The organism is Bradyrhizobium sp. WSM3983 (genome assembly GCF_000473045.1).
GTDB lineage: Bacteria > Pseudomonadota > Alphaproteobacteria > Rhizobiales > Xanthobacteraceae > Bradyrhizobium.
On record NZ_AXAY01000039.1, the window covers coordinates 30,547 to 52,863 of the forward strand.

General features: G+C 58.5%; 17 protein-coding genes. 12 read left to right on the forward strand and 5 right to left on the reverse strand.

What is annotated here, in order from left to right; all coding sequences use genetic code 11:
* Positions 1–18 precede the first annotated feature (18 nt).
* On the reverse strand, positions 19–1,062 hold the full coding sequence (locus tag YUA_RS0136500; RefSeq protein ID WP_035972673.1) for an amino acid ABC transporter substrate-binding protein: 1,044 nt from the start codon (positions 1,060–1,062) through the stop codon (positions 19–21).
* A 140-nt stretch (positions 1,063–1,202) separates the two neighbouring features.
* Here YUA_RS0136500 and YUA_RS46175 point away from each other — a divergent pair, with 140 nt between their 5' ends.
* The 5 genes from YUA_RS46175 (at position 1,203) to YUA_RS0136525 (ending at position 7,179) form a co-directional block, all read left to right on the forward strand.
* A complete protein-coding gene (locus YUA_RS46175) occupies positions 1,203–2,432 on the forward strand; it encodes a PLP-dependent aspartate aminotransferase family protein (protein WP_051383581.1) in 1,230 nt (409 codons plus the stop codon).
* 356 nt (positions 2,433–2,788) lie between these two features.
* A complete protein-coding gene (locus YUA_RS0136510) occupies positions 2,789–3,394 on the forward strand; it encodes an XRE family transcriptional regulator (protein ID WP_051383582.1) in 606 nt (201 codons plus the stop codon).
* Between the two features lie 307 nt (positions 3,395–3,701).
* On the forward strand, positions 3,702–4,904 hold the full coding sequence (locus tag YUA_RS0136515; protein WP_027535099.1) for an amino acid ABC transporter permease: 1,203 nt from the start codon (positions 3,702–3,704) through the stop codon (positions 4,902–4,904).
* On the forward strand, positions 4,904–6,427 hold the full coding sequence (locus YUA_RS0136520; RefSeq protein WP_027535100.1) for an amino acid ABC transporter permease: 1,524 nt from the start codon (positions 4,904–4,906) through the stop codon (positions 6,425–6,427). The genes YUA_RS0136515 and YUA_RS0136520 overlap by 1 nt, the downstream gene beginning before the upstream one ends.
* 8 nt (positions 6,428–6,435) lie before the next feature.
* Positions 6,436–7,179, forward strand: a complete 744-nt coding sequence (locus YUA_RS0136525; protein WP_027535101.1) for an amino acid ABC transporter ATP-binding protein — start codon at positions 6,436–6,438, stop codon at positions 7,177–7,179.
* Between the two features lie 1,212 nt (positions 7,180–8,391).
* On the opposite strand, the gene acs is transcribed toward YUA_RS0136525, so the two are convergent.
* The 3 genes from acs to YUA_RS0136540 form a co-directional block, all read right to left on the reverse strand.
* The gene (gene acs / locus YUA_RS0136530; protein ID WP_027535102.1) at positions 8,392–10,362 is read right to left on the reverse strand and encodes an acetate--CoA ligase; all 1,971 of its coding nucleotides are present in this window, start codon (positions 10,360–10,362) and stop codon (positions 8,392–8,394) included.
* A gap of 287 nt (positions 10,363–10,649) precedes the next feature.
* Complete coding sequence (locus YUA_RS0136535; protein WP_027535103.1) at positions 10,650–12,275, reverse strand: MFS transporter; 1,626 nt, start codon at positions 12,273–12,275, stop codon at positions 10,650–10,652.
* Positions 12,276–12,289: 14 nt separating this feature from the next.
* The gene (locus YUA_RS0136540) at positions 12,290–13,120 is read right to left on the reverse strand and encodes an alpha/beta fold hydrolase (protein ID WP_027535104.1); all 831 of its coding nucleotides are present in this window, start codon (positions 13,118–13,120) and stop codon (positions 12,290–12,292) included.
* Between the two features lie 217 nt (positions 13,121–13,337).
* On the opposite strand from YUA_RS0136540, the gene YUA_RS0136545 reads away from it, so the two are divergent.
* Positions 13,338–14,687, forward strand: a complete 1,350-nt coding sequence (locus YUA_RS0136545) for a sigma-54-dependent Fis family transcriptional regulator (RefSeq protein WP_027535105.1) — start codon at positions 13,338–13,340, stop codon at positions 14,685–14,687.
* Between the two features lie 53 nt (positions 14,688–14,740).
* On the opposite strand, the gene YUA_RS0136550 is transcribed toward YUA_RS0136545, so the two are convergent.
* Complete coding sequence (locus tag YUA_RS0136550; protein WP_027535106.1) at positions 14,741–16,408, reverse strand: methyl-accepting chemotaxis protein; 1,668 nt, start codon at positions 16,406–16,408, stop codon at positions 14,741–14,743.
* Positions 16,409–16,553: 145 nt separating this feature from the next.
* On the opposite strand from YUA_RS0136550, the gene YUA_RS0136555 reads away from it, so the two are divergent.
* The 6 genes from YUA_RS0136555 to YUA_RS46185 all read left to right on the forward strand — a co-directional run bounded on the left by YUA_RS0136555 (position 16,554) and on the right by YUA_RS46185 (position 22,196).
* Positions 16,554–17,546 (forward strand): GTP-binding protein, encoded by a 993-nt coding sequence (locus tag YUA_RS0136555; protein ID WP_027535107.1) that lies wholly within the window; start codon positions 16,554–16,556, stop codon positions 17,544–17,546.
* Positions 17,547–17,675: 129 nt separating this feature from the next.
* Positions 17,676–18,398 carry a nitrile hydratase subunit beta gene (nthB, locus tag YUA_RS0136560; RefSeq protein ID WP_027535108.1) on the forward strand — a complete coding sequence of 241 codons (723 nt, stop codon included), beginning with the start codon at positions 17,676–17,678 and terminating at the stop codon, positions 18,396–18,398.
* A 10-nt stretch (positions 18,399–18,408) separates the two neighbouring features.
* Positions 18,409–19,029 (forward strand): nitrile hydratase subunit alpha, encoded by a 621-nt coding sequence (gene nthA, locus YUA_RS0136565; protein ID WP_027535109.1) that lies wholly within the window; start codon positions 18,409–18,411, stop codon positions 19,027–19,029.
* A 7-nt stretch (positions 19,030–19,036) separates the two neighbouring features.
* Complete coding sequence (locus YUA_RS0136570) at positions 19,037–19,375, forward strand: nitrile hydratase accessory protein (protein WP_027535110.1); 339 nt, start codon at positions 19,037–19,039, stop codon at positions 19,373–19,375.
* Positions 19,376–19,850: 475 nt separating this feature from the next.
* The gene (locus tag YUA_RS46180; protein ID WP_051383583.1) at positions 19,851–20,852 is read left to right on the forward strand and encodes a GlxA family transcriptional regulator; all 1,002 of its coding nucleotides are present in this window, start codon (positions 19,851–19,853) and stop codon (positions 20,850–20,852) included.
* 300 nt (positions 20,853–21,152) lie between these two features.
* Positions 21,153–22,196 carry a GlxA family transcriptional regulator gene (locus tag YUA_RS46185; RefSeq protein WP_051383584.1) on the forward strand — a complete coding sequence of 348 codons (1,044 nt, stop codon included), beginning with the start codon at positions 21,153–21,155 and terminating at the stop codon, positions 22,194–22,196.
* Positions 22,197–22,317 lie beyond the last annotated feature (121 nt).

The following is a 22,317-nucleotide window of genomic DNA, read 5'->3' on the forward strand; positions in this document are numbered from 1 at the left end:
CATGTTTGCTTCCGGGCTTCAACGAATGGGAGGCGCGTACTGCAGACCGCCCTTGGTCCATTGCGCATTCAGGCCTCGGGCAATTCGCAGGGGTGTGGACGGTCCCAGATTGCGGTCGAAGACCTCACCGTAGTTGCCGACATGCCGGATAATCCGCGCCACCCAATCAGCCGTCAGGCCAAGGCTCTGGCCGAGCGTGTTATCAATACCGAGGAGGCGCCTGACGTCAGGCTTGTCCGAGCGCACCATTTCATCCACGTTCGCCTTGGTAACGTCCAACTCCTCGGCGGTCAGCATCGCAAAGTGCGTCCACTTGACGATATCGAGCCATTGGTCGTCACCTTGACGAACGGCTGGTCCCAGCGGCTCCTTTGAGATAATTTCAGGCAAGATCACCTGCTCGGCCGGATTCTGTAACTTCACCCTGTAGGCGCTCAGTCCCGAGGCGTCTGCCGTCAGAACGTCGCAACGCCCTCCATCATAGGCCTTGACCGTCTCGTCGGCCGTGCCGAACACCACGGGTTCGAACTTCATCTTGTGAGCACGAAAGTAGTCCGCAACGTTTTGCTCGTGCGTGGTCCCCGCCGTGATGCAGATCGAGGCATCCGTAAGTTCGGACACCCCCTTAACGTTGAGGGACTTCTTGACCATGAAGCCCTGTCCGTCGAAATAAGTAATGGCTGCGAAGTTGAAGCCGAGCGCCGTATCGCGCTGCAAAGTCCACGTCGTATTTCGCGCCAGGACGTCAATAAGACCGGATTGCAAAGCCGTGAAACGGTCGGTTGCCGAAAGCGGCGACATACGCACCTTGGTTGGGTCGTTGAAGATTGCCGCCGCGAGCGCACGACAAAAATCAACGTCGAGACCACTCCAGTTGCCGGCGCTGTCCGGAGATGAGAAGCCTGCGACCCCTTGAGAAACGCCGCACTCGATGTGTCCCCTCGCCTTCACTTTCTCCAGGGTAGTGGTCGTTTGGGCCAATGCTCCGTGGCCCACCGTTAAGAGAAAGGTTGTCGAGATCAAAGCCAATTGAACAAGCGCGGGCGCGCGGCTCTTACGCATTTGCAATCCTCCGGTGCAGTTATTTCTTATGGACAACTTGTTGCCTGAGCGGCAGAGTTGAGTCAACATAAACTGCGATGCAGCGGTTCGCTCCTTGAGGTGCAAAGAGTCAGGAACCGCCCGCTAATGGAGATTTTCGAATGTCAGCTCCCAATTCTGTCCAAAAGGTCGCGACAGCGCCAAGTCATGGCTCGGAGCTAGGGTTCGCAACGCGCGCCATTCACTACGCGTATGATCCGGCCGACCATCATCGGGCGGTGTCTCACCCGGTTTACTTCACCTCTACTTACGGCTTCGAGAGCATGGCCGACGTCGACGCCGCCGCCGCGCTCGGAGGCAAGCTCTATGCTCGGGAGCACAATCCGACCACCGAGTTGTTGGAGACCCGCCTCGCCAATTTGGAAGGAGCCGAGGCCGGATTGGTCCTGGCATCGGGAATGGCTGCTGTGGGAGCCCTGACGCTGTCCCTGCTGTCGCAAGGTGATGAACTGATCGTCCACCGCACCTTGTACTCGAACACTACGGCCATGTCCGAGCAGGGTTTGCCGCGTTTCGGTGTGAAAGTCGTTCCCGTCGACCTCGGCGCCCCAGTCAATCTGGATGCGGTCATCACACCTCACAGTCGGGCGGTCTATTTCGAAACGCCTATTAATCCAACGGGGGACGTACTCGATATCGCCGCCATCGCGGCACGGGCTCATCGTGCGGGTCTTCTGGTCCTTGTCGACGGGACCTTCGCCTCACCGGCGTTGCAGCGTCCTCTCGAGCACGGAGCCGATATCGTTCTGCATTCGCTGACCAAATACATCAGCGGCCACGGAGACGTGCTTGGCGGGGCTCTCTTGGGAAGATCGGAGCTCATCGACAGGATCCACAACCAGGGCTTACGCTTCATCACCGGCGCGGCCCCTTCTCCCATGGCGTCATCTCTGATACTGAGAGGGTTGAAGACGCTGCCGCTTCGAATGGAGCGACATGGCTCCAATGCGCTTGCTATTGCGCGTATGCTCGACGAGCATCCTGCGGTTGCCTGGGTGAATTACCCATTCCTTGCATCGCATCCGAGGCATGCGATTGCAAAAAGGCAGATGTCAGGCGGATCCGGAATGATGTCGTTCGGTCTGCGGGGAGGATTTGACGCGGCAAGGCGCATGATGGACAAACTTGAATTGATGACAATCGCCGTCAGTCTTGGCGACGTCGAGACACTCGTCTCCCATCCTGCAAGCATTGTCCGCGCGCGGCAAACCGTTCGACCCGAGGCTCACTTGCAAGGCGGGGTTGGCGAAGATCTCGTCCGGCTGTCGGTGGGGCTCGAAGATGAGGCCGACCTCTTGGCCGATTTGAGGCAAGCGCTGAACCGGCTCTAGCGCTCTCGCTCTGAAACGAAGCTTCCGCGCGGCAGACTTTGGTTCGCAGCCGCCAATCAAGACCGCGGAGCAGCTTAAAGCCGCCACGGGTGCTTTCCTCACCGGACAAGGGCCCTGAACTGCCTTGACAAACGCCGTATCGCGACCAATTGTTGTTGCAAAGGCAACTAGTTGTCCGCCTGGGCCGGCTGGCAGCTGGGATCCCCCTTCTTGGGGACTGGCGGCTGGAAATGGCGCGCGGAAGCGCCCTTCGTTCTCAAAAAATTGAGATTAATCGGTCAACTTGACGCTTCCGCTAATCAGAGTGGGAGAGACGCACCGCCGAGCTGATAGTATGCCGGTGAATGCAGATAGCGATGGCAATGATCAAAAAGACCAGTTTGCTGGCGAGACAGAGAGTTGAAGAGATCGACACAGCAGCCGCCGGCCGCATAGGCGCTCGCCTACGGTCGAGCCGTCGGCAGAAGAATATGACCCTAGACGAGCTAGCCGAGGCGACGGGCCTCAACAAGGGATTTCTTTCGCGGATCGAAAAGGACGCCAAGGCCCCGTCGATAGCGACTGTTATGAAGTTGTCGCGGGCACTGGACATCCCCGTAGCTCGCTTGTTCGGCGAGCAAATTGATGATTCCGATATCCATCTTATTCGCACCGCAAACCACAAGCCTGAGGACGACCCGATAAACGGGTATTCCTTTGTTCCGCTGTCGCCAGCAGGGAGTGACAGACGGAACGAAGCATTTCTCATGACGCCCCCTCGCCACTTCAGCGAAGCCACACACGCTGAACATGCAGGCGAAGAGATGCTCTACGTTCTTTCAGGGCGGATCGAGGTGAAGTTCGTTGACCGAAGCGTCGCGATGTCGGCTGGCGACTACCTCCAGTTTCCCGGCCATCTCGTACATCACGTGCGACGGATCGGTGCAAACGCCACTGTGCTCATCGTCATAAGTCGCGATTAACGCAGCCGTTTTTCACCTGACTCGAGAAGCTCCGTCACGAGCCTCTAACCGGTTCCATGGCAGCAGCCCGAATGAGCCTCTTGTCTCATTGAACGAGAGGCCATATACGTGCCTCAAAGGCAATTAGTTGTCCATATAAACAACAGTTGCCCACTAGGGAAGGAAGCGCGTGTCAAGCAACGGTATTTCTGTGTCCGGGCGCGAGCCATTGAATTGCTGGGCGATCGTCGCTTTCGCGGCGTCCCGAGGCTCGGTTGTTGATTCGACACGCTCGTTCACTCGGCTGACGACCGTCTAGAGCAACGCAATGACCATTGCTCCCCGGAAACCCCCTCCGCAATCTATACAACGACTGCAGCGTGCGCTGGGCGGGCGAGCAGGTTGGAGCGGATTCGCGCTCCAACTTTTGTTCGCAGCCATCCTCGCTTGGCTGGCCTATGAAATCATCGCCAATGTCCGCGCAAACTTGCAGACGCAGCGGATCACCGCCGGCTTCGGTTTCCTGCAGAGCAACGCGGGCTTCGACGTCAATCAGACCCTGATCTCCTACTCGGGATCCGACACCTATGCCCGCGCTTTTCTGGTGGGTTTGTTCAATACTCTTCTGGTTTCCGTCATTGGTATCTTCTTTGCCACGGCGATTGGCTTCATTGTTGCGCTTGGCCGGCTATCGTCCAACTGGCTCTTGTCGAGAATCGCCGGTGCTTACGTTGAATTGGTGCGCAACCTGCCGCTGCTTTTCCAGATCCTGTTCTGGTATCTGGCGGTGCTCGCGGCGCTTCCAAGTCCGCGACAAAGCCTCTCGTTCTTTGGCGGCGCTTTCGTCAACAATCGCGGCATCATCATTCCGCGGCCAACCGGTGAACCTGGTCTCGAGCCGTTCGTCGGTGCCATTTTGCTGGCTATGGTCATCTCGTTTTTACTGTGGCGCTACTCCCGTCAGCAGCTCTATCGACACGGCCGGGTGATCAAGGTGTGGCCCTATGCTCTGGTAGATCTGGTCGGCTTGCCATTGATCGCGGCGTTGGCGTTCGGCGCGCCGGTGACGTTTGAGACCCCTGTGCTGAAAGGATTTAATTTTGCCGGCGGCTCTCGTCTCATTCCCGAGTTCGTCGCACTGACGCTGGCTCTATCGACCTACACGGCGGCATTCATCGCCGAGATCGTGCGCGCCGGCATACTGTCGGTGCACAAGGGACAGATGGAAGCCGGCTCCTCGCTTGGGTTGCGGCGCGGCACCGCGCTGCGGCTGATCGTAATTCCACAGGCGCTCAGGGTGATTTTGCCGCCGCTCACGAGCCAATATCTCAATCTAACGAAGAACTCCTCGCTTGCCGTCGCGATCGGCTATCCTGATCTATTTTCTGTGTTTGCTGGAACGACGTTGAGCCAGACCGGGCAAGCGATCGAGATCATCGGCATCACGATGGGGGTCTATCTGCTGATCTCGCTCGTGACCAGCGCGATCATGAACCTGTACGGGTGGCGGATCAGCAGGAGCACGATTTGATGCGAGACGGTGAAACACCTTCGTTCGTGCGCCAAGACTTGGTGTCTGAACGGTCCGCGCCGGTGAAGACCACGGGTTTTGTCGGCTTTTTGCGCGTACGTCTGTTCAATTCTGTAACTAACATCCTGGTCACGATCGTTTGCGCGCTGTTGCTGTGGGTGCTGCTGGTGCCTACGGTCAAATTCCTATTGATCGATGCTGTCTGGAGCGGTGCAGACCGTAGTGCCTGTCTAGCCGAAAATGCTGGTCACGTCGTTGGTGCATGCTGGCCCTTCGTTCATGCCAAATTCGGCCAATTCGTATATGGATTCTATCCGGAGCCTGAACGGTGGCGGGTCAATCTGACCTTCATGCTCGCCGCAGTGCTTCTGCTCCCGCTACTGATTCCAAAGCTACCTGCTAAGGGGCTCAATGCGAGTCTGTTTTTCATAGCGCTCCCGATCGTGGCCTTCTTTCTGCTGTATGGCGGTGGACTCGACGGCTTCGCGGTGAGTTGGATCTCGGCTCTGCTCACCGGCTTCAATGCTTCGATCGGAGAAGTCGGACGGAAGCTCGTCCTCGCAGGAGACGCCGTTGCGGTCATCGGTCCGTTTTTGTGGCTGGCTGGCAAGCTGATTGTTGGAATCAGCACCGCGATCTCGTGGGTGCTTACGCCGCTGGTTTGGCTGCACATTTCGATTCAATCGTCGGGCCGTCCGGTGTGGATCGACCTACTCCTGACGACGGCAATTATCTCGGCGCTGATCTTTATGCTGGGCGGGGGCGCGCGTGCGGGCTGGCGGCCGTTGCTGGCGAGCTTGACGACGTTCGTTGGTATCGGTCTCCTGATCGCTGTGATGGGCCTCGATCGTGGCGGCCTGCCGGTCGTTGATACCAGGCTATGGGGCGGCCTGCTGATAACGCTTGTCGTGTCCGTAACGGGCATCGTCGCGTCGATGCCAATCGGCATCGGTCTGGCGCTCGGCCGGCGATCGACGATCCCTCTAGTCCGGACCTTTTCGATCGCCTTTATCGAGTTTTGGCGCGGCGTGCCGCTCATTACGGTGCTATTTTTTGCGACCTACATGCTGCCGCTCTTCGTGCCAACCGGCTTCACGATCGACGGACTGGTGCGTGCGCTTATAGGGATCTCGCTGTTCGCAGGCGCCTATCAAGCCGAGGTTATTCGCGGTGGGCTGATGGCGATCCCACGCGGCCAGACCGAAGCGGCGAGCGCGGTGGGCCTAACCTGGTGGAAGACAACTGCGTTGATCGTCCTGCCGCAGGCGTTGCGCCACGTCATTCCCGGCATAGTCAACAGCTTCATTGGGCTGTTCAAGGATACGTCGCTCGTATCAATTGTGGCTTTGTTCGACCTGCTAGGTTCAATGCGGGCATCCTTCAGCGACCCTCTCTGGGCGACACCATCGAGCCTATTCACGGGCTTCGCCCTAACTGGCACGATCTATTTCGTCTTCTGTTTTGGAATGTCGCGTTACTCGCTGTTTGTCGAGCATAGATTAAACGCGCACCAGCGCAATTGAGGCAGGCGATGGCTACTGATTCTATCGTTGGAATTAACGATCTTAACAAATGGTACGGCGACTTCCATGTGCTCCGAGACGTCAATCTCGAGGTCGGTAAGGGTGAGCGTATTGTGATTTGCGGCCCCTCGGGCTCCGGCAAGTCGACGCTGATCCGTTGCGTCAACGCGTTGGAAGAATTTCAGGAGGGTGAGGTCGTCGTCGACGGCATCAAGCTCGGACCCAACCTCAAGCACATTGACGCGGTCAGGCGCGAAGTCGGCATGGTATTCCAGAGCTTCAACCTGTTTCCACATCTCACCGTGCTGGAAAATTGTACTCTGGCGCCGATCTGGGTACGCAACATCCCGAAGAAGGACGCCGAAGCGGCCGCGATGAAATTTCTGGAGCGGGTTAAGATCCCTCACCAGGCCAACAAGTTTCCAGGGCAGATGTCCGGCGGTCAACAGCAGCGCGTCGCGATCGCGCGCGCGCTCACCATGAACCCCAAGGTAATGCTGTTCGACGAGCCGACCTCTGCACTCGATCCCGAGATGGTAAAGGAGGTGCTGGACACCATGGTCGACCTTGCGAAGGAGGGTATGACTATGCTCGTCGTGACGCATGAGATGGGATTTGCCCGCGAGGTTGCTAACCGGGTGGTGTTCATGGATGCCGGCCAGATCATTGAATCGAACGCGCCACGGGAATTCTTTGCCGCCCCGCAGCACGCGCGCTCGAAGCTGTTCCTGGCCCAGATATTACGACACTAGATTGGTACGAAATCTGAACAACGCCCCGAGCGTGGAACGAAACCCGGTCCGCGCGACTTCTGCAATTTGCAAGTTGATTTAGTGACCGCGCTTTTCTTTGCGGCGAATTCAGACGACCCGACCTTTGGAGGATAGATGGGGGGATCCGTCTTCTGACCGTAGTCGGGGACTCTAATGTTCCGGGCCGGACATGAGAAGAGATTTCACGATCAAACACGTCTCTCGAGGAGGTCGTCGCTGCATTGCAGACAGTCTCACCTGGCGCTCGATTTGATGTTAGGCACCCGAAGCAGTTTCGTTGGCATGTGCGTTTTCTATCGACGCCGCATCTCCAGATCTGGAAGAGGCAGGGAAATGCAGAATGGACGGGCACTGCTGTAGGCACGGCGGAGAGGTTCTCTCTGATCCTGCCGACCGTCGGCGTCGTACAATCCACGCTAAGCAAACAAACCCATACTTCGGTTGGGTCGCACGCTCTGAACACTACAATCCAGATCCAGTTCCGATGTGGGAATACCGCGAGCCAGACGACGCACAGATCAATGGCACCTGCTTTGCAGGCGGAACATCGCGCCGTCTCCAAGAATAGCGGGAAATGAACTGGGCACCGCAACATCGCTCGCGCTCCGAGATTCAAAAAAAGGCCACCGCCGATCAAATCAAGCAATGGACCTTATCCGTATTGCGCGCACGGACATCAGATTGCGAAGCAGGTCACGTATCTAGGGATGCTCCCAACAACGCCCGCAATCATGAGATGTCGCCGTTCTTGCACATCCACCTGACCAGAAGCCAACGTAAGCTTGGCCCAGGCTATCGCGCGATCTCGGCCTCGGCGCTCCCGGTCCGGTCCGGTGAGCCAAAAAAGCGGTAGATGCGCGACGAAAAGCTCTTTCGGAATGCCGGCTGAGGATCAAAAGCTGAAGTTGTGTTTTACACCGAGCAATGTCGGTTTAGTATTTGACGAACGGGTCCGCCATCCCGAAGGTCACAACAAGCACCGTGATCACCGGCGCGTCGGAAGTTTCGAGAACGTTCGCACGGGCACGCCGGCACGTAGCCACCGAACTGCATATTGCTGCAGTCGATTCAGCGTTGCATCCGCTCAGTGGCTGCCCAACGGCAACTACCCCTCGTCGCCGCGAGAACGCGCCACGAGTGACGCGCCCTGCCGCACCTAAGCAGAGTAATTTCGCCCGCCAAGCTCCCAGCTCACGCCGGTCGCTTGTTCTGCCGGTTCTTCACGAGATCATCGACGACGGCGGGATCAGCGAGGGTCGAGGTGTCGCCGAGGCTGCCCGGCTCGTCCTCGGCGATCTTGCGCAGGATGCGGCGCATGATCTTGCCGGAGCGGGTCTTGGGCAGGCCCGGCGCGAACTGGATCTGGTCGGGCGAGGCGATCGGACCGATCTCCTTGCGCACCCAGGTCACGAGCTCCTTGCGCAGATCGTCGGTCGGCTCGACACCGGCCATCAGGGTCACATAGGCGTAGATGCCCTGGCCCTTGATGTCGTGCGGGAAGCCGACCACGGCGGCTTCCGACACCTTCTCATGGGCAACGAGTGCACTCTCGACTTCCGCGGTGCCCATGCGATGGCCGGAGACGTTGATGACGTCGTCGACGCGGCCGGTGATCCAGTAATAACCGTCGGCGTCGCGCCGGCAGCCGTCGCCGGTGAAGTATTTGCCCTTGTAGGTCGAGAAATAGGTCTGCTCGAAGCGTGCGTGATCGCCATAGACCGTGCGCATCTGGCCCGGCCATGAGCGGGTGAGGCAGAGATTGCCCGAGGTCTCTCCGTCCAGCACCTTGCCGTCGGCGTCGACGATCTCGGGCACCACGCCGAAGAACGGCTGCGTCGCCGAGCCCGGCTTCAGCTTGGTCGCGCCCGGCAGCGGCGTGATCAGGATGCCGCCGGTTTCGGTTTGCCACCAGGTGTCGACGATCGGGCAGCGGCCGTCGCCGATGACGCGGTGATACCATTCCCAGGCCTCCGGATTGATCGGCTCGCCGACCGAGCCGAGCAGGCGGAGCGAAGCCCGCGAGGTCTTGGTCACGGGCTCGTCGCCCGACTGCATCAGCGCGCGGATCGCGGTCGGCGCGGTGTAGAAGATGTTGACCTTGTGCTTGTCGATGACGTCCCAGAATCGCGAATTATCCGGATAATTCGGCACGCCTTCGAACATCAGCGTGGTTGCGCCGTTGGCCAGCGGTCCATACAGAATGTAGCTGTGGCCCGTGACCCAGCCAACGTCGGCGGTGCACCAGTAGATGTCGCCGTCGTGATAGTCGAAGACGTATTGATGCGTCATCGCGGCGAACACGAGGTAACCGCCCGAGGTGTGCAGCACGCCCTTGGGCTGGCCGGTCGAGCCTGAGGTGTAGAGGATGAACAGCGGATCTTCGGCGTGCATGTGCTCGGCCGGGCACTCCGTCGTCACCATCTTGGCGGCGTCGTGGTACCAGAGATCGCGCGACGGGTTCATATCGACCTTGCCGCCGGTGCGCTTGACCACGACGACCCAGTCGACGCCTTCCGCTTTAGCAAGGGCCGCATCGACATTGGCCTTCAGCGGCACCTTCTTGCCGCCGCGCAGGCCCTCGTCCGCGGTGATGATGACCTTGGACTGGCAGTCGCTGATGCGCTGGGCGAGTGAGTCCGGCGAGAAGCCGGCGAACACCACGGAGTGGATGGCGCCGATCCGCGCGCAGGCCAGCATCGCGTAGGCTGCTTCCGGAATCATCGGCAAATAGATGGTGACGCGGTCGCCCTTCCTGACGTTGCGGGTGCGCAGGATGTTGGCCATCCGGCAGACCTCGTCGTGCAGCTCCTGATAGGTAATGTGCTTCGACTGCGAGGGATCGTCGCCTTCCCAGATGATCGCGGTCTGGTTGGCGCGCTTGTGCAGATGGCGGTCGATGCAGTTGTGGGCGACGTTGAGGACGCCGTCCTCGAACCATTTGATCGAGACGTTGCCCGGCGCAAAGGAGACGTTCTCGATTTTGGTGGGCGCGTGCATCCAGTCGATGCGCTTGGCCTGCTCCGCCCAGAAGGCGTTCGGATCCGAGACCGAGCGCGCGTACATCTCCCGGTATTTAGCGTAACCGACGAAGGCCCGCTTGGCCCATTCGGTCGAAACTGGATAAACCTTCTCCACGGCAGTTTTGTTCTCGTTTGCGCCCATCGAGCATTCCCCGTTGATAGTGTAGCTGCAGCTTTCAAGAACTCGTGCGCCCTTCAACCAGTTCTTCCGAACGCTGCGTTTAAAACCTGCGAAGTTGACCGCGCCGCCGAAGCGACGCACTCATGAGCTTCGAAACCCAAGCGATTGCATCTCTCACTGTCTAACGGATTGAGCGCCTATGTTTCGACAGCAGAAAAAAGGGCCGCTGCCGGGATTCAGCAACGGCCCCGCCTAGTCTAGGGAGAATTAGCAGACGAGCCGGTCTGCCAGCGGATCAGTACGAGTCATCACGTATTGATGTCCCGACCACGGGTTTCCGGGAGCAATAGAGCTCCGATAATTGCCGTCGAAGCTGCGAACGCGACGGTATACCAAAGTCCATCGAAGATGTTGCCAGTCGCGACGACGACCGCTGTTGCGACGAATGGTGCGAATCCCCCGATCCATCCATTGCCGAACTGCAGCGCGACGGAGACGCCGCTGTATCTGATACGGGCCGGAAAAAGCTCGACCAGAAGAGCACCAAGCGGCCCGTAAACCATGGTCGCCAGGAACACGAGAACGAAAAGCACTGCTACGACCATGGGACCGTTTGGCTCCGCGGGCGCTTTTAATGCCGGCATGCCTCTTTCGCTGAGCACCTTAAGGATCATGGTTTCCTCAAAGGGCATAGCTGCATCATTTCCGATTTGAACGTTGAGAGATGCAGCATCGGCCTTCACAACGTAAGGCACGGCATGCGCGGACAAGAACGACTTCACGCGGGTGCACTCTTTCGTTGCCTTTGGGCTGAAGAGGCGACCAAACAACGACTGATCCTCGCTGCAATCATTCGCGTGAATCACCACCGAAGTTTTTGAACGGAATTCAGCAAGCGCAGGATTGCCGTAACTGGCCAACGCCTGAAAGAGAGGGATGATCAAAATGGCCGACAAGGCGCATCCCGCGACGATGATCGGTTTGCGGCCCACTCTGTCAGAAAGCCAGCCAAAGAACAGAAAGAACGGCGTTCCAAGAACCAGCGCGATGAGCAGATAGAAGTTCGCTTGCTCGAGACTCATCTTCAGCACGGTCGTCATGAAGTAGAGGCTGTAGAAGTGTCCCGTGTACCAAACCACCGCCTGACCTGCCACGACTCCGAAGATCGCGACAAGCACTAGACGCAGATTGCGGCGGTCACCGAAAGTCTCGCCGATCGGATTTTTCGAGCTTTTGCCGTCAGCCTTCATTTGCTGAAACACAGGCGATTCGTGCAGCTTGAGGCGAATGTACAGGGAGAGGACGAGAAGACCGATGGATCCGATGAACGGTATGCGCCAACCCCAACTCGCGAAAGTCTCCGCTGACATCGAAGAACGACACAGGAGGATCACAGCCAGCGAGAGGAACAAACCAAGCGTTGCCGTGATCTGAATCCAGCTTGTCGTGAACCCCCTCTTATCCACATCAGAGTGCTCCGCAACATAGGTCACGGCACCTCCAAATTCGCCACCGACGGCGAGACCTTGCAGCAGCCGCAATCCAACCAAGATAGTGGGAGCCCACCAGCCGAAAGTCTCGAATGTCGGTAGCAGCCCGACGGCCGCTGTAGCGAGACCCATCACCAGCATGGTGACGAGAAACGTCTTCTTGCGACCGACGAGGTCGCCGAGCCGCCCGAACACGATCGCACCGAAGGGACGAAGGACGAAGCCTGCGCCGAATGTCGCCAGTGCCGCCAGCAATGCCGCTGTTTCATTCCCTTTTGGGAAGAACAGAGTGCTGAAGAACGCAGCTAGCGAGCCGTATATGAAAAAGTCGTACCACTCGAAAACAGTGCCGAGTGCGGCGGCGAAGATAATACGTTTGGTATCCCGGTCGAGATTGCGGGTTGTGGGGACCGAGGGCTCAGACGTTATGGCGTGAATGGACATGTTTTCCTCCCGCATCAAATGTTTTGTTGCACGTTGGCCGTTGCACTCACGTGTGACAACGAAATGCCTTGTTTCATCAAAAACTCGCCGAACAAGGGATTGAAGCGGTCAGGTCGTTCGAGCATCGGGAAGTGACCGGCTTCAGATATGATCGCAAGCTCGCTATTGGGAATGCCGGCGGCCAGGGCGCGCGACTCGCTCGGCGGGGTAATGATGTCTTCGTCGCCAACTACCACGAGCGTTGGCACGTGGATTTCTCCCAACCTTGAACGGCTGTCCGACGCGTTGAGCGACTTGATCGCTTCGCGAGCCACGAAGGCCGGCGTTTGCGCAACTTCCTTCCTGGCGAATTCGATGAGCTCGGGGCTTGCAGCAGAGCCGAAGGATCGTTCGATGACCCTCTGACTTGCTGATACGACGCCCAACTCATCGATGGCTTTGAGGACGTTGTCGACGTTGACGTCTGCGCCCAATCCATGTGGTGTGGCTCCCACAAGTACCAGCGCTCGCACGCGCTCCGGGTAAGACAGCGCGAAACTCTGGGCCACCGTTCCTCCCATGGAGAGACCCACGAGGACCGCCGATTCGATGGCTAATGTGCGATACACACTGAGCACGTCGTTCACGAATGCATCGATCGTATATCTCCGATCCTCTGGACGAGGTGAACGGCCATGACCGGGCAAGTTGATGCGAACCATCTGATGACGAGACGAAAACGCCTCGACCTGCTCGCGCCAGAACTCGGCTGTGGTCGTGAAGCCGTGCACGAACACCAATGGCGTGCCTGCTCCTGAGACCTCCACAATGGTGTCTCCGATTTTAATGGCTTTGCTGAGTGTCACTCGAGCCTCCCTTGCTTGTTTCCCACGCAAGAGGTTCGCAAGCTCCGTGCCAAATTTGCTCGCAGAGACGCGCCACCGCGCATCTTATTGGAACTTCGGTACAATTTGCCAAAAGTCAGCGCGATCGCGCCGAGTTGACGCTCATAGACTGCAAGGCTAGTGTCTCATTAAAGTGACAATACTGTCACCCGAGTGACACGTGCCGAGGTAGATTCCAATGGTCCTTTCACAGTGGATCGTCGGCTCGTCCGAGGAAGCAGGCTTCCTGAAGCTTGTTCTCGACCATGTATCGGACTGCCTCGTCGCGGTTGATACTTCTGGGACAATCGTATTGATCAACCAGCCATACTGCAGACTATTAGGCGGTAAAGCGGATGATTTTATCGGACGGCACATTACCGACGTCGTGGGTCCACAGACCAAGCTCCATCTCGTTGCGCGTGGTGAAGGAAGCCATGTTGGTTACCCTTTGAAGGTCCGCGGACATCAACTCATTACGAAGCAAGTTCCAGTAATTCAGGATGGTCAAATCATCGGTGCCGTTGGCTTGGCACTGTTTTCGGATCTCGCTGCTCTGAAACGAACCTTCCGTCGGATCTCGCAAGCGGAGCTGGCACTGCCCCAAGGCAACAAACCTTGGCGTTCGCGGTTTGGCATGAGCAACATCGTGGGGCAAGGCGAGCTCATGGACGCCTACCGAAACTCTCTTGAGGTCGTCGCAGGGCACGATCTTCCTGTTTTAATCTCGGGTGAAACTGGCTCCGGCAAGGAATTGGCCGCCCACGCCATCCACGCGCATTCAAGCCGATCCGAGGGTCCTTTCGTTTGGATCAATTGCGCTTCAATCCCGGGCGAGCTGATCGAAGCCGAGTTATTTGGCTATGAAGGCGGCGCATTCACCGGCGCGCGCAGTCGCGGAAAGCTGGGAAAGTTCGAGTTGGCTTCCGGAGGTACCCTGTTCCTTGACGAAATTGGCGATATGCCATTACACCTCCAGGGCAGCTTGCTGCGCGTTCTCCAGACCAACGAGATCGTACGCGTTGGCGGCACGACGCCGGTCGCCGTCAATGCCCGCGTCATTTGCGCAACTAATCAATCGCTGCCCGAACTGGCGCGCGCTGGCCGCTTTAGACAGGACCTTTACTACCGCCTCGGCGTGCTGCCGATCGACGTCCCTCCCCTTCGCGACCGTGAGGACACCGAATTTCTCGCGCGACAATTGCTGACGCGGATTGCAGCCCGATTGAGTGCGGTGCCGAAGGACTTGAGCCGAAGGGAGATCACAGCGCTTCTTGCACATCGATGGCCAGGCAATGTTCGGGAACTCGAAAACGTGCTCACCCGGTTCGTCGTAACCAGTCAACTGGTGTTGCTCCCCGCAGATCTACGTCCCGAGCAGGACGAGGCGCGCAAACCGCAACCGCTCAAGAAGCGTATTCAGTCCCAGACGGCGACGGAGATCAGGGCCGCCCTAAAGCAATCGAGCGGCAACAGAAGCCGTGCGGCCGGGCTGCTGGGCATCAGCCGGGCACATCTCTACCGACTCATGAAGGAGCAGCGCCTATGACCGCTCGCATCGAGTCTCGATGCCTCCTTTCAACACACAGAACGAATCTCGCCCTATGCCGCCCGGACGCTTGCAACAAAGCCGCTGACCTCCTCCTGTAACAGCTGCAACTTGCCCGTCAGGCGCGCGCTCGAGCCAAGCACGGTGCCCGCCACCTGACCGGTTTGCGACGTGGCGGTGCTGACATCGGAGATGTTCTGCGAAACCCGGTTCGTGCCGGAAGCCGCGTCCCGCACACTTTGTGCGATGGCTTGCGTTGCAACGCCTTGCTCCTCCACGGCCGAGGCGATCGACGACGATATCTCGTTTACCTCTGTGATGGTCGCGAGAATGCTCTGAATGTTGCCGACCACGGAAGTCGTCTCCGCCTGTATCGAAGAAATTTGCGCCCCGATTTCGTCGGTGGCCTTGGCCGTTTGCGTCGCGAGCGACTTCACTTCCGCGGCTACGACCGCAAAACCCCTCCCGGCTTCGCCAGCCCGCGCCGCCTCAATCGTGGCATTCAGCGCGAGCAGGTTGGTCTGCGCCGCAACCTGGTTGATGAGTCCAACGACCTCGCCGATCTTGGAGGCCGCCGCGGCGAGCCCTTGCACTGTGGCATTGGCACGCTGCCCGTCGTTGGCGGCCTTGTCGGCAACCTGAGCCGCCTGTGTCACGCGATGGCTTATCTCGTTGATCGAAGCCGACAGTTGACTGGCAGCCGAAGCTACCATTTGCACGTTCTCGGAAGCCTCGCGACCCGCTTCCGCAACCGAGTTCGCGCGTCCATTGGCATGATCGGCGCTCGCTGACATACTCTCTGCGGCCCTCTGCATCTCGCTCGCCTCATCGAAGACCTGCCGCACCACGCTTTCGACGCTTGCCTCGAACTTGCCGGCAAGTTCGACCATCGTCCTGCGCTTGTCTTCGTCAGCGCTCTGCTTGAGCTTTTGCTGATCGTCGTTCATCTTCCGAACCGCGGCTACGTTCTCCTTAAATACGCGCAAGGCGCGGGCGAGACTCCCGACTTCATCGCGGCGGGTCGTGAACGGTACCTCGAAATCATCTTCCCCCGAAGCAAGCCTCTCGGTAAGAGTGGTAATCGTGGTGAGAGACCGCGTCACGGTGCGGCTGATTGCAAGGGAAATGGCGAGCACCAGCACAACGACACCAAGGCAAATCCAAGCGAACGTCCAGGCGGTCTGCCGAAAGATCACGTCGACATCGTCGAGATAGATGCCGGTGCCGATGATCCAGCCCCAAGGCGCAAAACCCTTTACATAGGATAGCTTGGAAACCGGCTGATCGGAGCCCATTTTTGGCCAGAGGTAGCCGTAGAAGCCGGCGCCCTGTTTCTGCACAACGTCGACAAAGCCCCGAAAGAGGTAATTTCCAGCCGGATCTTTAAACTCTCCGACCGGCTTGCCATCGAGCTCAGGCTTGGCCGGGCTCATGATCATGTGCGGAACCATGTCGTTGATCCAGAAGAACTCGACCTTGCCGTAGCGCAGCCCCTTGATTTCCGCGAGAGCAGCAGCCTGGGCCTGCTCGCGACTAAGCTTTCCGTCGCTTTCAAACTTTTGGTAGTGCGCCAGGATACCGTGCCCGATATCGACCATTTGCTGGATCTTGGCCTGTCGATCCGCCATCATCTGGCTGCGGATATTGTACAACGCAATTGGCACCAGAGCGATCATGCCCGCAAGCGCGACGCCAATGATGACGAGGAATTTGGCTCTCACCAGACGCTTAAGTATCTTGGCCTTGCCCCCGCCAATGCACGAAGTTGACGCTGTTTGGCAGAATTTGCACGTATGCCAATGTTGCGATGCCCCTCGCCCCAAAACTAGCTTCCCCAGGGAGTGGTGCAAAGAAGCGCAGGGGTTGATGGCGACATCGCGAAAAATTCCGGTCACTGTCCTGACCGGCTTTCTGGGATCGGGTAAGACGACGCTGCTAAATCAGCTCCTCGAAAGCGATCTGATGGCGGGCTCCGCGGTCATCGTGAACGAGTTCGGGACGATCAGCATCGACGCGGAGCTGGTGATCGGCGTCGACGATGAAATCCTCCAGATCAACAACGGCTGCATCTGCTGCACGGTCCGCACCGATCTGGTTACGACGATCACCAATCTCCTTTCCGGCACGAAGCCGATTCGCCGTATCCTTATCGAGACTACGGGTCTGGCCGATCCCGCACCCGTCATACAGAGTTTTATTGTCGACGAAGTGCTGTCAGCAGCGACCATGCTCGATGCGGTCGTAACGGTAGTGGACGCCACCCATATCGATCGGTGGCTTGCCGACCAAAGCTCCGGCGAAAACGTCGCTGCCGAACAGATCGCCTTTGCCGATATCGCAGTGATCAGCAAGCTGGATCTGGCCGGAGAAGGCAGCCTCGCCAAGTGTGAGGCGACCATTAGGACCATCAACCCGATGGCTCGTGTGGTGGCTCCGGTTGACGGCCGGGTGGTTGTCTCATCAATCATAGACGTGAAGGCGTTCGATCTGAAGAGCTGCCTGGCGATCGAACCGCTGCTGCTCTCCGATCTAGAACACGAGCACGATTTGTCAGTGATCAGCGTGGAGGTACGTGAAGAACACCCGTTGGATGGACCTCGGTTCTTCCGATGGCTCAACGCCTTCGTTCAACAGAACGGTGACCGGCTTCTGCGCTGCAAGGGCATATTATCGCTGGCGAGCGAAGCGCGGCGTTGGGTGTTTCACGGCGTCCACATGACGCTCGACGGTCGGCCAGGTCGCCCATGGGGCGCGGCGGAGCCTCGGACCAGCGCGATCGTCTTCATCGGAAGAGGGCTCGATGCGGCTCGTATTCGCAACGAGATTGCCGACCTGTCACAGCAGGATCTCGTCGCTTAGCGCGGATCGGCAGCTCAGAAGGTTTACCGCGTTTCATGCCGACGAGACGATCGACTTTGCGTCTCGATATCCCGCGGCGTTTTGGATTCTGGCGGCAGCGTACCCAATCCGGAGGAAAACGGCTCCAACATGAAGCTGCAACACTATCTTGGCGGCCTGGAAGGCCTCGATCCGATCTCGCTCGAAACACGGATATTCGTGGAAGCTTGGGAGGAGCGGATCTTCGGCATCCACACCGCGATGATGGCGCTGAGCTCGCAACTTGAGCTCGACGCGACATCAAGCACTTTCAACACCGAGTGGACCTGGGCGGACCTGCGCAAAGGCGCCGAGTCGATGAATCCATTCGATTACTTCAAGTACCGCTACTACGAAAAATGGCTCGGCGGTATCTCCGGCTATTTCGTTGCCAAGGGCTATATCGCCCGAGCAGAGCTCGATGCGCGGACGAAGGCCTTTCTGTCTTCGGCACCGGCGATGCCGAGGGGCGGAGACGCCGAAGTCGATGCTCGCGTACGAAAATACCTCTTGATTGGGGACGACCCGAAACGCGAGCGATCAGCTCCGCCCCGCTTCGCGGCCGGAGATACGGTTCGGGTCGCCGACCCGAATTCAGTCGACCACACGCGCCTGCCGGGTCATCTCCGGAACAAGGTGGGCGTCATCGACAGCGTCTATCCCGACGCCTACGCCTACCTTTGCGACACGGGACCCGACGGACTCGGGAAGGCGATGCCGGCTTACTGCGTCAAGTTCGATCCCGAAGATCTCTGGCCAGGCAATACCGAAACAAACTTCACCTTCTATGCAGATCTGTTCGAGGCCTACCTCGAACCTGCCACCGCATCCTGAGGAGACCTCGATGGAGCGCTTCGAATATTCGAGAGACCGCGAGGCGGTGAACGCGGCGCGCGCACGCGCGCTTGAGGCTCTTCTCATCGAGAAGGGTGTTATCACCAGCGAGACCGTCGACAAGATCATGGCGATCTTCGCGACTGAGATGGGTCCGTTCAACGGCGCCAAACTCGTTGCGAAGGCGTGGGTCGATCCGGCGTTCAAGACACTTCTGGCCCAAGACACCATGGCCGCCGTCGAACAGATGAATTTCGCGACCAAGGGTGCCGGCGCCGAAGGCGAGCATATGAAAGCGGCGATTAACACGCCCGAGGTGCACAACCTCATCATCTGCACGCTCTGTTCATGTTACCCGTGGCCGATCCTCGGCCTTCCGCCCTACTGGTACAAGGACCCTTCATTCCGTGCACGAGCTGCGCGTGAACCGCGGAAGGTGCTCGGCGAGTTCGGGCTGAACATCGATCCGACTAAGGAGATCAAGACCTGGGACAGCAGCGCCCAGATTCGCTGGTTCGTCGTTCCCGAGCGGCCGGAAGGCACAGAACATCTCGGCGAAGAGCAACTTGCGGCGCTAGTCACGCCCGAATCGATGATGGGAGTGGCCATCGTCAAGCCGCCGAGTGCTTGAGACAACGATGCAGACGAACTTCGAGCATTTCGCCCTGAGCAGCATGATGGGAAAGTCCGACATGCCGCCCAAGGACAATGGAAGCCTGTGCTTCGGTGCGCCTTGGCAGCGCCAAGCCTTCGGAATAGCGCTGGCTCTTTCCAAGCAGGGCGTGTTCGAATGGGACGACTTCCGCTCGGAAATGATATCAAGCATCGCCGCATGGGAGGTCGCTCACGAGAATACCGACCATAGTTGGGACTACTACGAGATTTGGCTTACCGTGCTGGAGCGGATGGTCCAGCGGTCTGGCTTACTGGGCGACGCGACCCAAGCTTCTCCTAAGGCGCTCCTCTCATCGCCTTAGAGATTCTTCAGGCTCGTGGTCAGGGACTAGGCGAGCGACTGTTCCATGACATCGTTGGTCAGCTTTTGGCAAAGCTTTTGGCTGCAGGCTACACCTGCGGGTGTTCGAAGCGAATGTCGCAGGCCTTCGCTTTTATGGACGCCTTGGAGGCAGCGTAGTCGAGAGGGATCGCTCTGCAACTCCTGCGGCGAATGGAACGGTCTTCCCGCGCGTGCACTGGCCAACCCTCAAGCAAATCGGCTAAAATCGCGAATTGCAGATCTGCTTCTGGCGTTGTGGATGGCTGCCGCATCCAAAAGCGGATCTGAGCATTACCTTTGAATAGGTGCTCTAAACCAGCGGCTCCCACGTGGAGTTTGCTCTGTAACCCGTGCACGGAGTCCGAATACCACGCAAGTTTGGCCGAAAATGACGCATCGGTGGCGAATAGCCGGAACGAGAATTGCATGAAACTTGGGCCTACTGGGGATTATTGATGCGCATCGCACTACTAGCTCCGCCCGGTGTTCAATCCCTCGACATCGTCGGTCCCGCGGAAGTCTTCGGGGAGGCCGCAAGACGGCTCGGAGATCCCAGCGCCTATACCGTGCAGGTGATAGCGGGATCAGCCGAACCTGTTCTCGGGACGGGAGGCCTGCGCTTCTTGGCTGACCGACACATATTTCAAGCCGACGAACCGATCGACACTCTTTTGGTCGGCGGCGATCCGACATTTGAGACGATTGATCCAGCGACTGTGCAGTGGCTACGACGGCGCTCCAGCACGGTCCGTCGACTCGGATCTGTCTGTACGGGTGTCTTTTTGCTCGCGGCGGCCGGCTTGCTCGAGGGAAAGCGTGTAACGACGCATTGGGAATGCGCGGCCCGTCTGCGCGCCCAGTATCCAACTCTCAATATCGATTCCAACCAAATTTTTATTAGAGACGGTAACCTCTTCACGACCGCTGGTGTCACCGCCGGCATGGATCTCGCGCTCGCTCTCGTCGAGGAAGATTATGGACGAGACCTCGCTCTGATCGTTGCACGTTATATGGTCATGTTCCTGAAACGGCCCGGCGGTCAATCACAATTTAGCGCCCATCTTGCAGCGCAAATGTCCGGCAAGACAAAGATCCAACAGGTCCAGCAATACGTCCTCGACAATCTTGCGGCGCCACTCGCGGTCGATAGCTTGGCCGAACGGGCTGGCATGAGTGTTCGGAATTTCACACGGGTGTTCCGCCGGGAAATGAACATGACGCCGACCGAGTTTGTGGACGCGGCGCGACTGGATGCGGCACGACTGCTCCTCGAAGATAGTGGAAAATCGTTACAGCAGATCGCCCTACGCTGCGGCTTCGGGAATGCCGACGGTATGAGGCGGGCATTCGTCAGAAACCTTGGCGTAGGCCCTGGCGAATATCGACTTCGGTTTCGAAGTGCGTGGGCAGATACAACTCTGCCCTCACCTAACCATCCAGTACCCAGCAGACCATAGAACGCTCAGGTTATTGCAGCGGCTATCGCGCGCGCCTGCATCGCAAGTCGCCACGCGCTATGCGCACCGTCGCAAGACGGATGCGACGTTCTCTTTCAATCTTAAGGCGTCGAAGGTTGCCGAACCGAGCATCCGTCGGTGCGCAAATGGCCGATGGTGACGTGTCTTTGGCCGCACGACTGCAGCGGGCTCACACATAATCGTCATCGAACGTTCGGTTAGATCAACGACAGGCGGCCCGAAAAGCCGGCAACAAGGATCGTGAGGCCGTGCGCGGCTGAGGCGTCGAGGCATCTATCTATGGCGAACATCGACCCTCCTCCGCCCCGTGAAAGCGATGGAGAAGTTGGGCCTAGTCTTCGAGTCGGCATCGTCATCATCAACGGTGCCAACGCGATCGACTTCATAGGTCCGAGCGACGCGTTCAACGAAGCCGGCCGATCAGCCGCGACGCCATTTCGTTACCAAGTCGATCTGATCAGCGTTCGGCCCGGCCCCATCGTGGGTTCGTCCGGCATCCGTACCCTTCCCGATAAGATTATCGGACCCGAACTGGATGCGGCCTACGATACGATCTTGATTACTGGCACTCAAGAACTTCACCCATTTGACGGCGACCAGCTTCTTATCGACTGGCTGAAACGAAACGCGCCCTCGGCGCGACGCATCTGTGCCACATGTACCGGAACATTCATCCTGGCATCGGCCGGCCTCCTCAACGGACGGCGCGTCGCCACACGTCACGATCACGCTAAGCAGCTTGCAAACATGTTTCCAGAGGTCCGTGTCGAGCCGGATAGGCTCTTCGTGCGGGACGGCAGCTATTATACCGCTGTCGGTGGCATGGCCGGGATCGATCTGTGCCTTTATCTCATCGAGAACGATTGCGGTCGGGCGACTTTTCTCGATGTGGCCCGGATGTTGGTGCTCTTCCTGCGGCGTCCGGGCAACCACCCTCAAGTCAGCGAATTCCTGAAAGCGCAATCAATCACAAATACTCAGATCAGCCAGGTGATGGACTGGGCGCTAGACAATCTCGTCGCCGATCTTTCGGTCGACGCGCTCGCCAAGCGTGCAGCTATGAGCCCGAGGAATTTCAGCCGCGCGTTCATGGACGAAATGATGACCACCCCTGCGCGCTTTGTCGAAAACATCCGGATCGAGGCCGCTCGCATTCTACTCGAGACTACGCCGCTAACTATTCAGCAAATTGCCCATCGGGCCGGGTTCGGTAACCCTGCAAACATGCGTCGTGCTTTCGTTCGCGCCTTTCAGGCACCGCCCGCGGAATATCGGCATAACATCGATCGCTCCCCGACCAACTCGAAGGGGCTAAGTTGCTGAAGGCCTGACGACTGGGTTTTGACTTTTCTCGATCAAGAAGGCGTTGCCCTAGCATGGCCGATGATCAACCACTGTTTTAGAGCCCACGATAGTATCGACGCTCGGACCGTTCCGGGACGTC

Excerpts from the sequence above, each read along its gene's own strand:
- YUA_RS0136500 (WP_035972673.1), bottom strand. The coding sequence starts at position 1,062 with ATGCGTAAGAGCCGCGCGCCCGCGCTTGTTCAATTGGCTTTGATCTCG.
- YUA_RS46175 (WP_051383581.1), top strand. The coding sequence starts at position 1,203 with ATGTCAGCTCCCAATTCTGTCCAAAAGGTCGCGACAGCGCCAAGTCAT.
- YUA_RS0136510 (WP_051383582.1), top strand. The coding sequence starts at position 2,789 with ATGGCAATGATCAAAAAGACCAGTTTGCTGGCGAGACAGAGAGTTGAA.
- YUA_RS0136515 (WP_027535099.1), top strand. The coding sequence starts at position 3,702 with ATGACCATTGCTCCCCGGAAACCCCCTCCGCAATCTATACAACGACTG.
- YUA_RS0136520 (WP_027535100.1), top strand. The coding sequence starts at position 4,904 with ATGCGAGACGGTGAAACACCTTCGTTCGTGCGCCAAGACTTGGTGTCT.
- YUA_RS0136525 (WP_027535101.1), top strand. The coding sequence starts at position 6,436 with ATGGCTACTGATTCTATCGTTGGAATTAACGATCTTAACAAATGGTAC.
- acs (WP_027535102.1), bottom strand. The coding sequence starts at position 10,362 with ATGGGCGCAAACGAGAACAAAACTGCCGTGGAGAAGGTTTATCCAGTT.
- YUA_RS0136535 (WP_027535103.1), bottom strand. The coding sequence starts at position 12,275 with ATGTCCATTCACGCCATAACGTCTGAGCCCTCGGTCCCCACAACCCGC.
- YUA_RS0136545 (WP_027535105.1), top strand. The coding sequence starts at position 13,338 with ATGGTCCTTTCACAGTGGATCGTCGGCTCGTCCGAGGAAGCAGGCTTC.
- YUA_RS0136555 (WP_027535107.1), top strand. The coding sequence starts at position 16,554 with ATGGCGACATCGCGAAAAATTCCGGTCACTGTCCTGACCGGCTTTCTG.
- nthB (WP_027535108.1), top strand. The coding sequence starts at position 17,676 with ATGAAGCTGCAACACTATCTTGGCGGCCTGGAAGGCCTCGATCCGATC.
- nthA (WP_027535109.1), top strand. The coding sequence starts at position 18,409 with ATGGAGCGCTTCGAATATTCGAGAGACCGCGAGGCGGTGAACGCGGCG.
- YUA_RS0136570 (WP_027535110.1), top strand. The coding sequence starts at position 19,037 with ATGCAGACGAACTTCGAGCATTTCGCCCTGAGCAGCATGATGGGAAAG.
- YUA_RS46180 (WP_051383583.1), top strand. The coding sequence starts at position 19,851 with ATGCGCATCGCACTACTAGCTCCGCCCGGTGTTCAATCCCTCGACATC.
- YUA_RS46185 (WP_051383584.1), top strand. The coding sequence starts at position 21,153 with ATGGCGAACATCGACCCTCCTCCGCCCCGTGAAAGCGATGGAGAAGTT.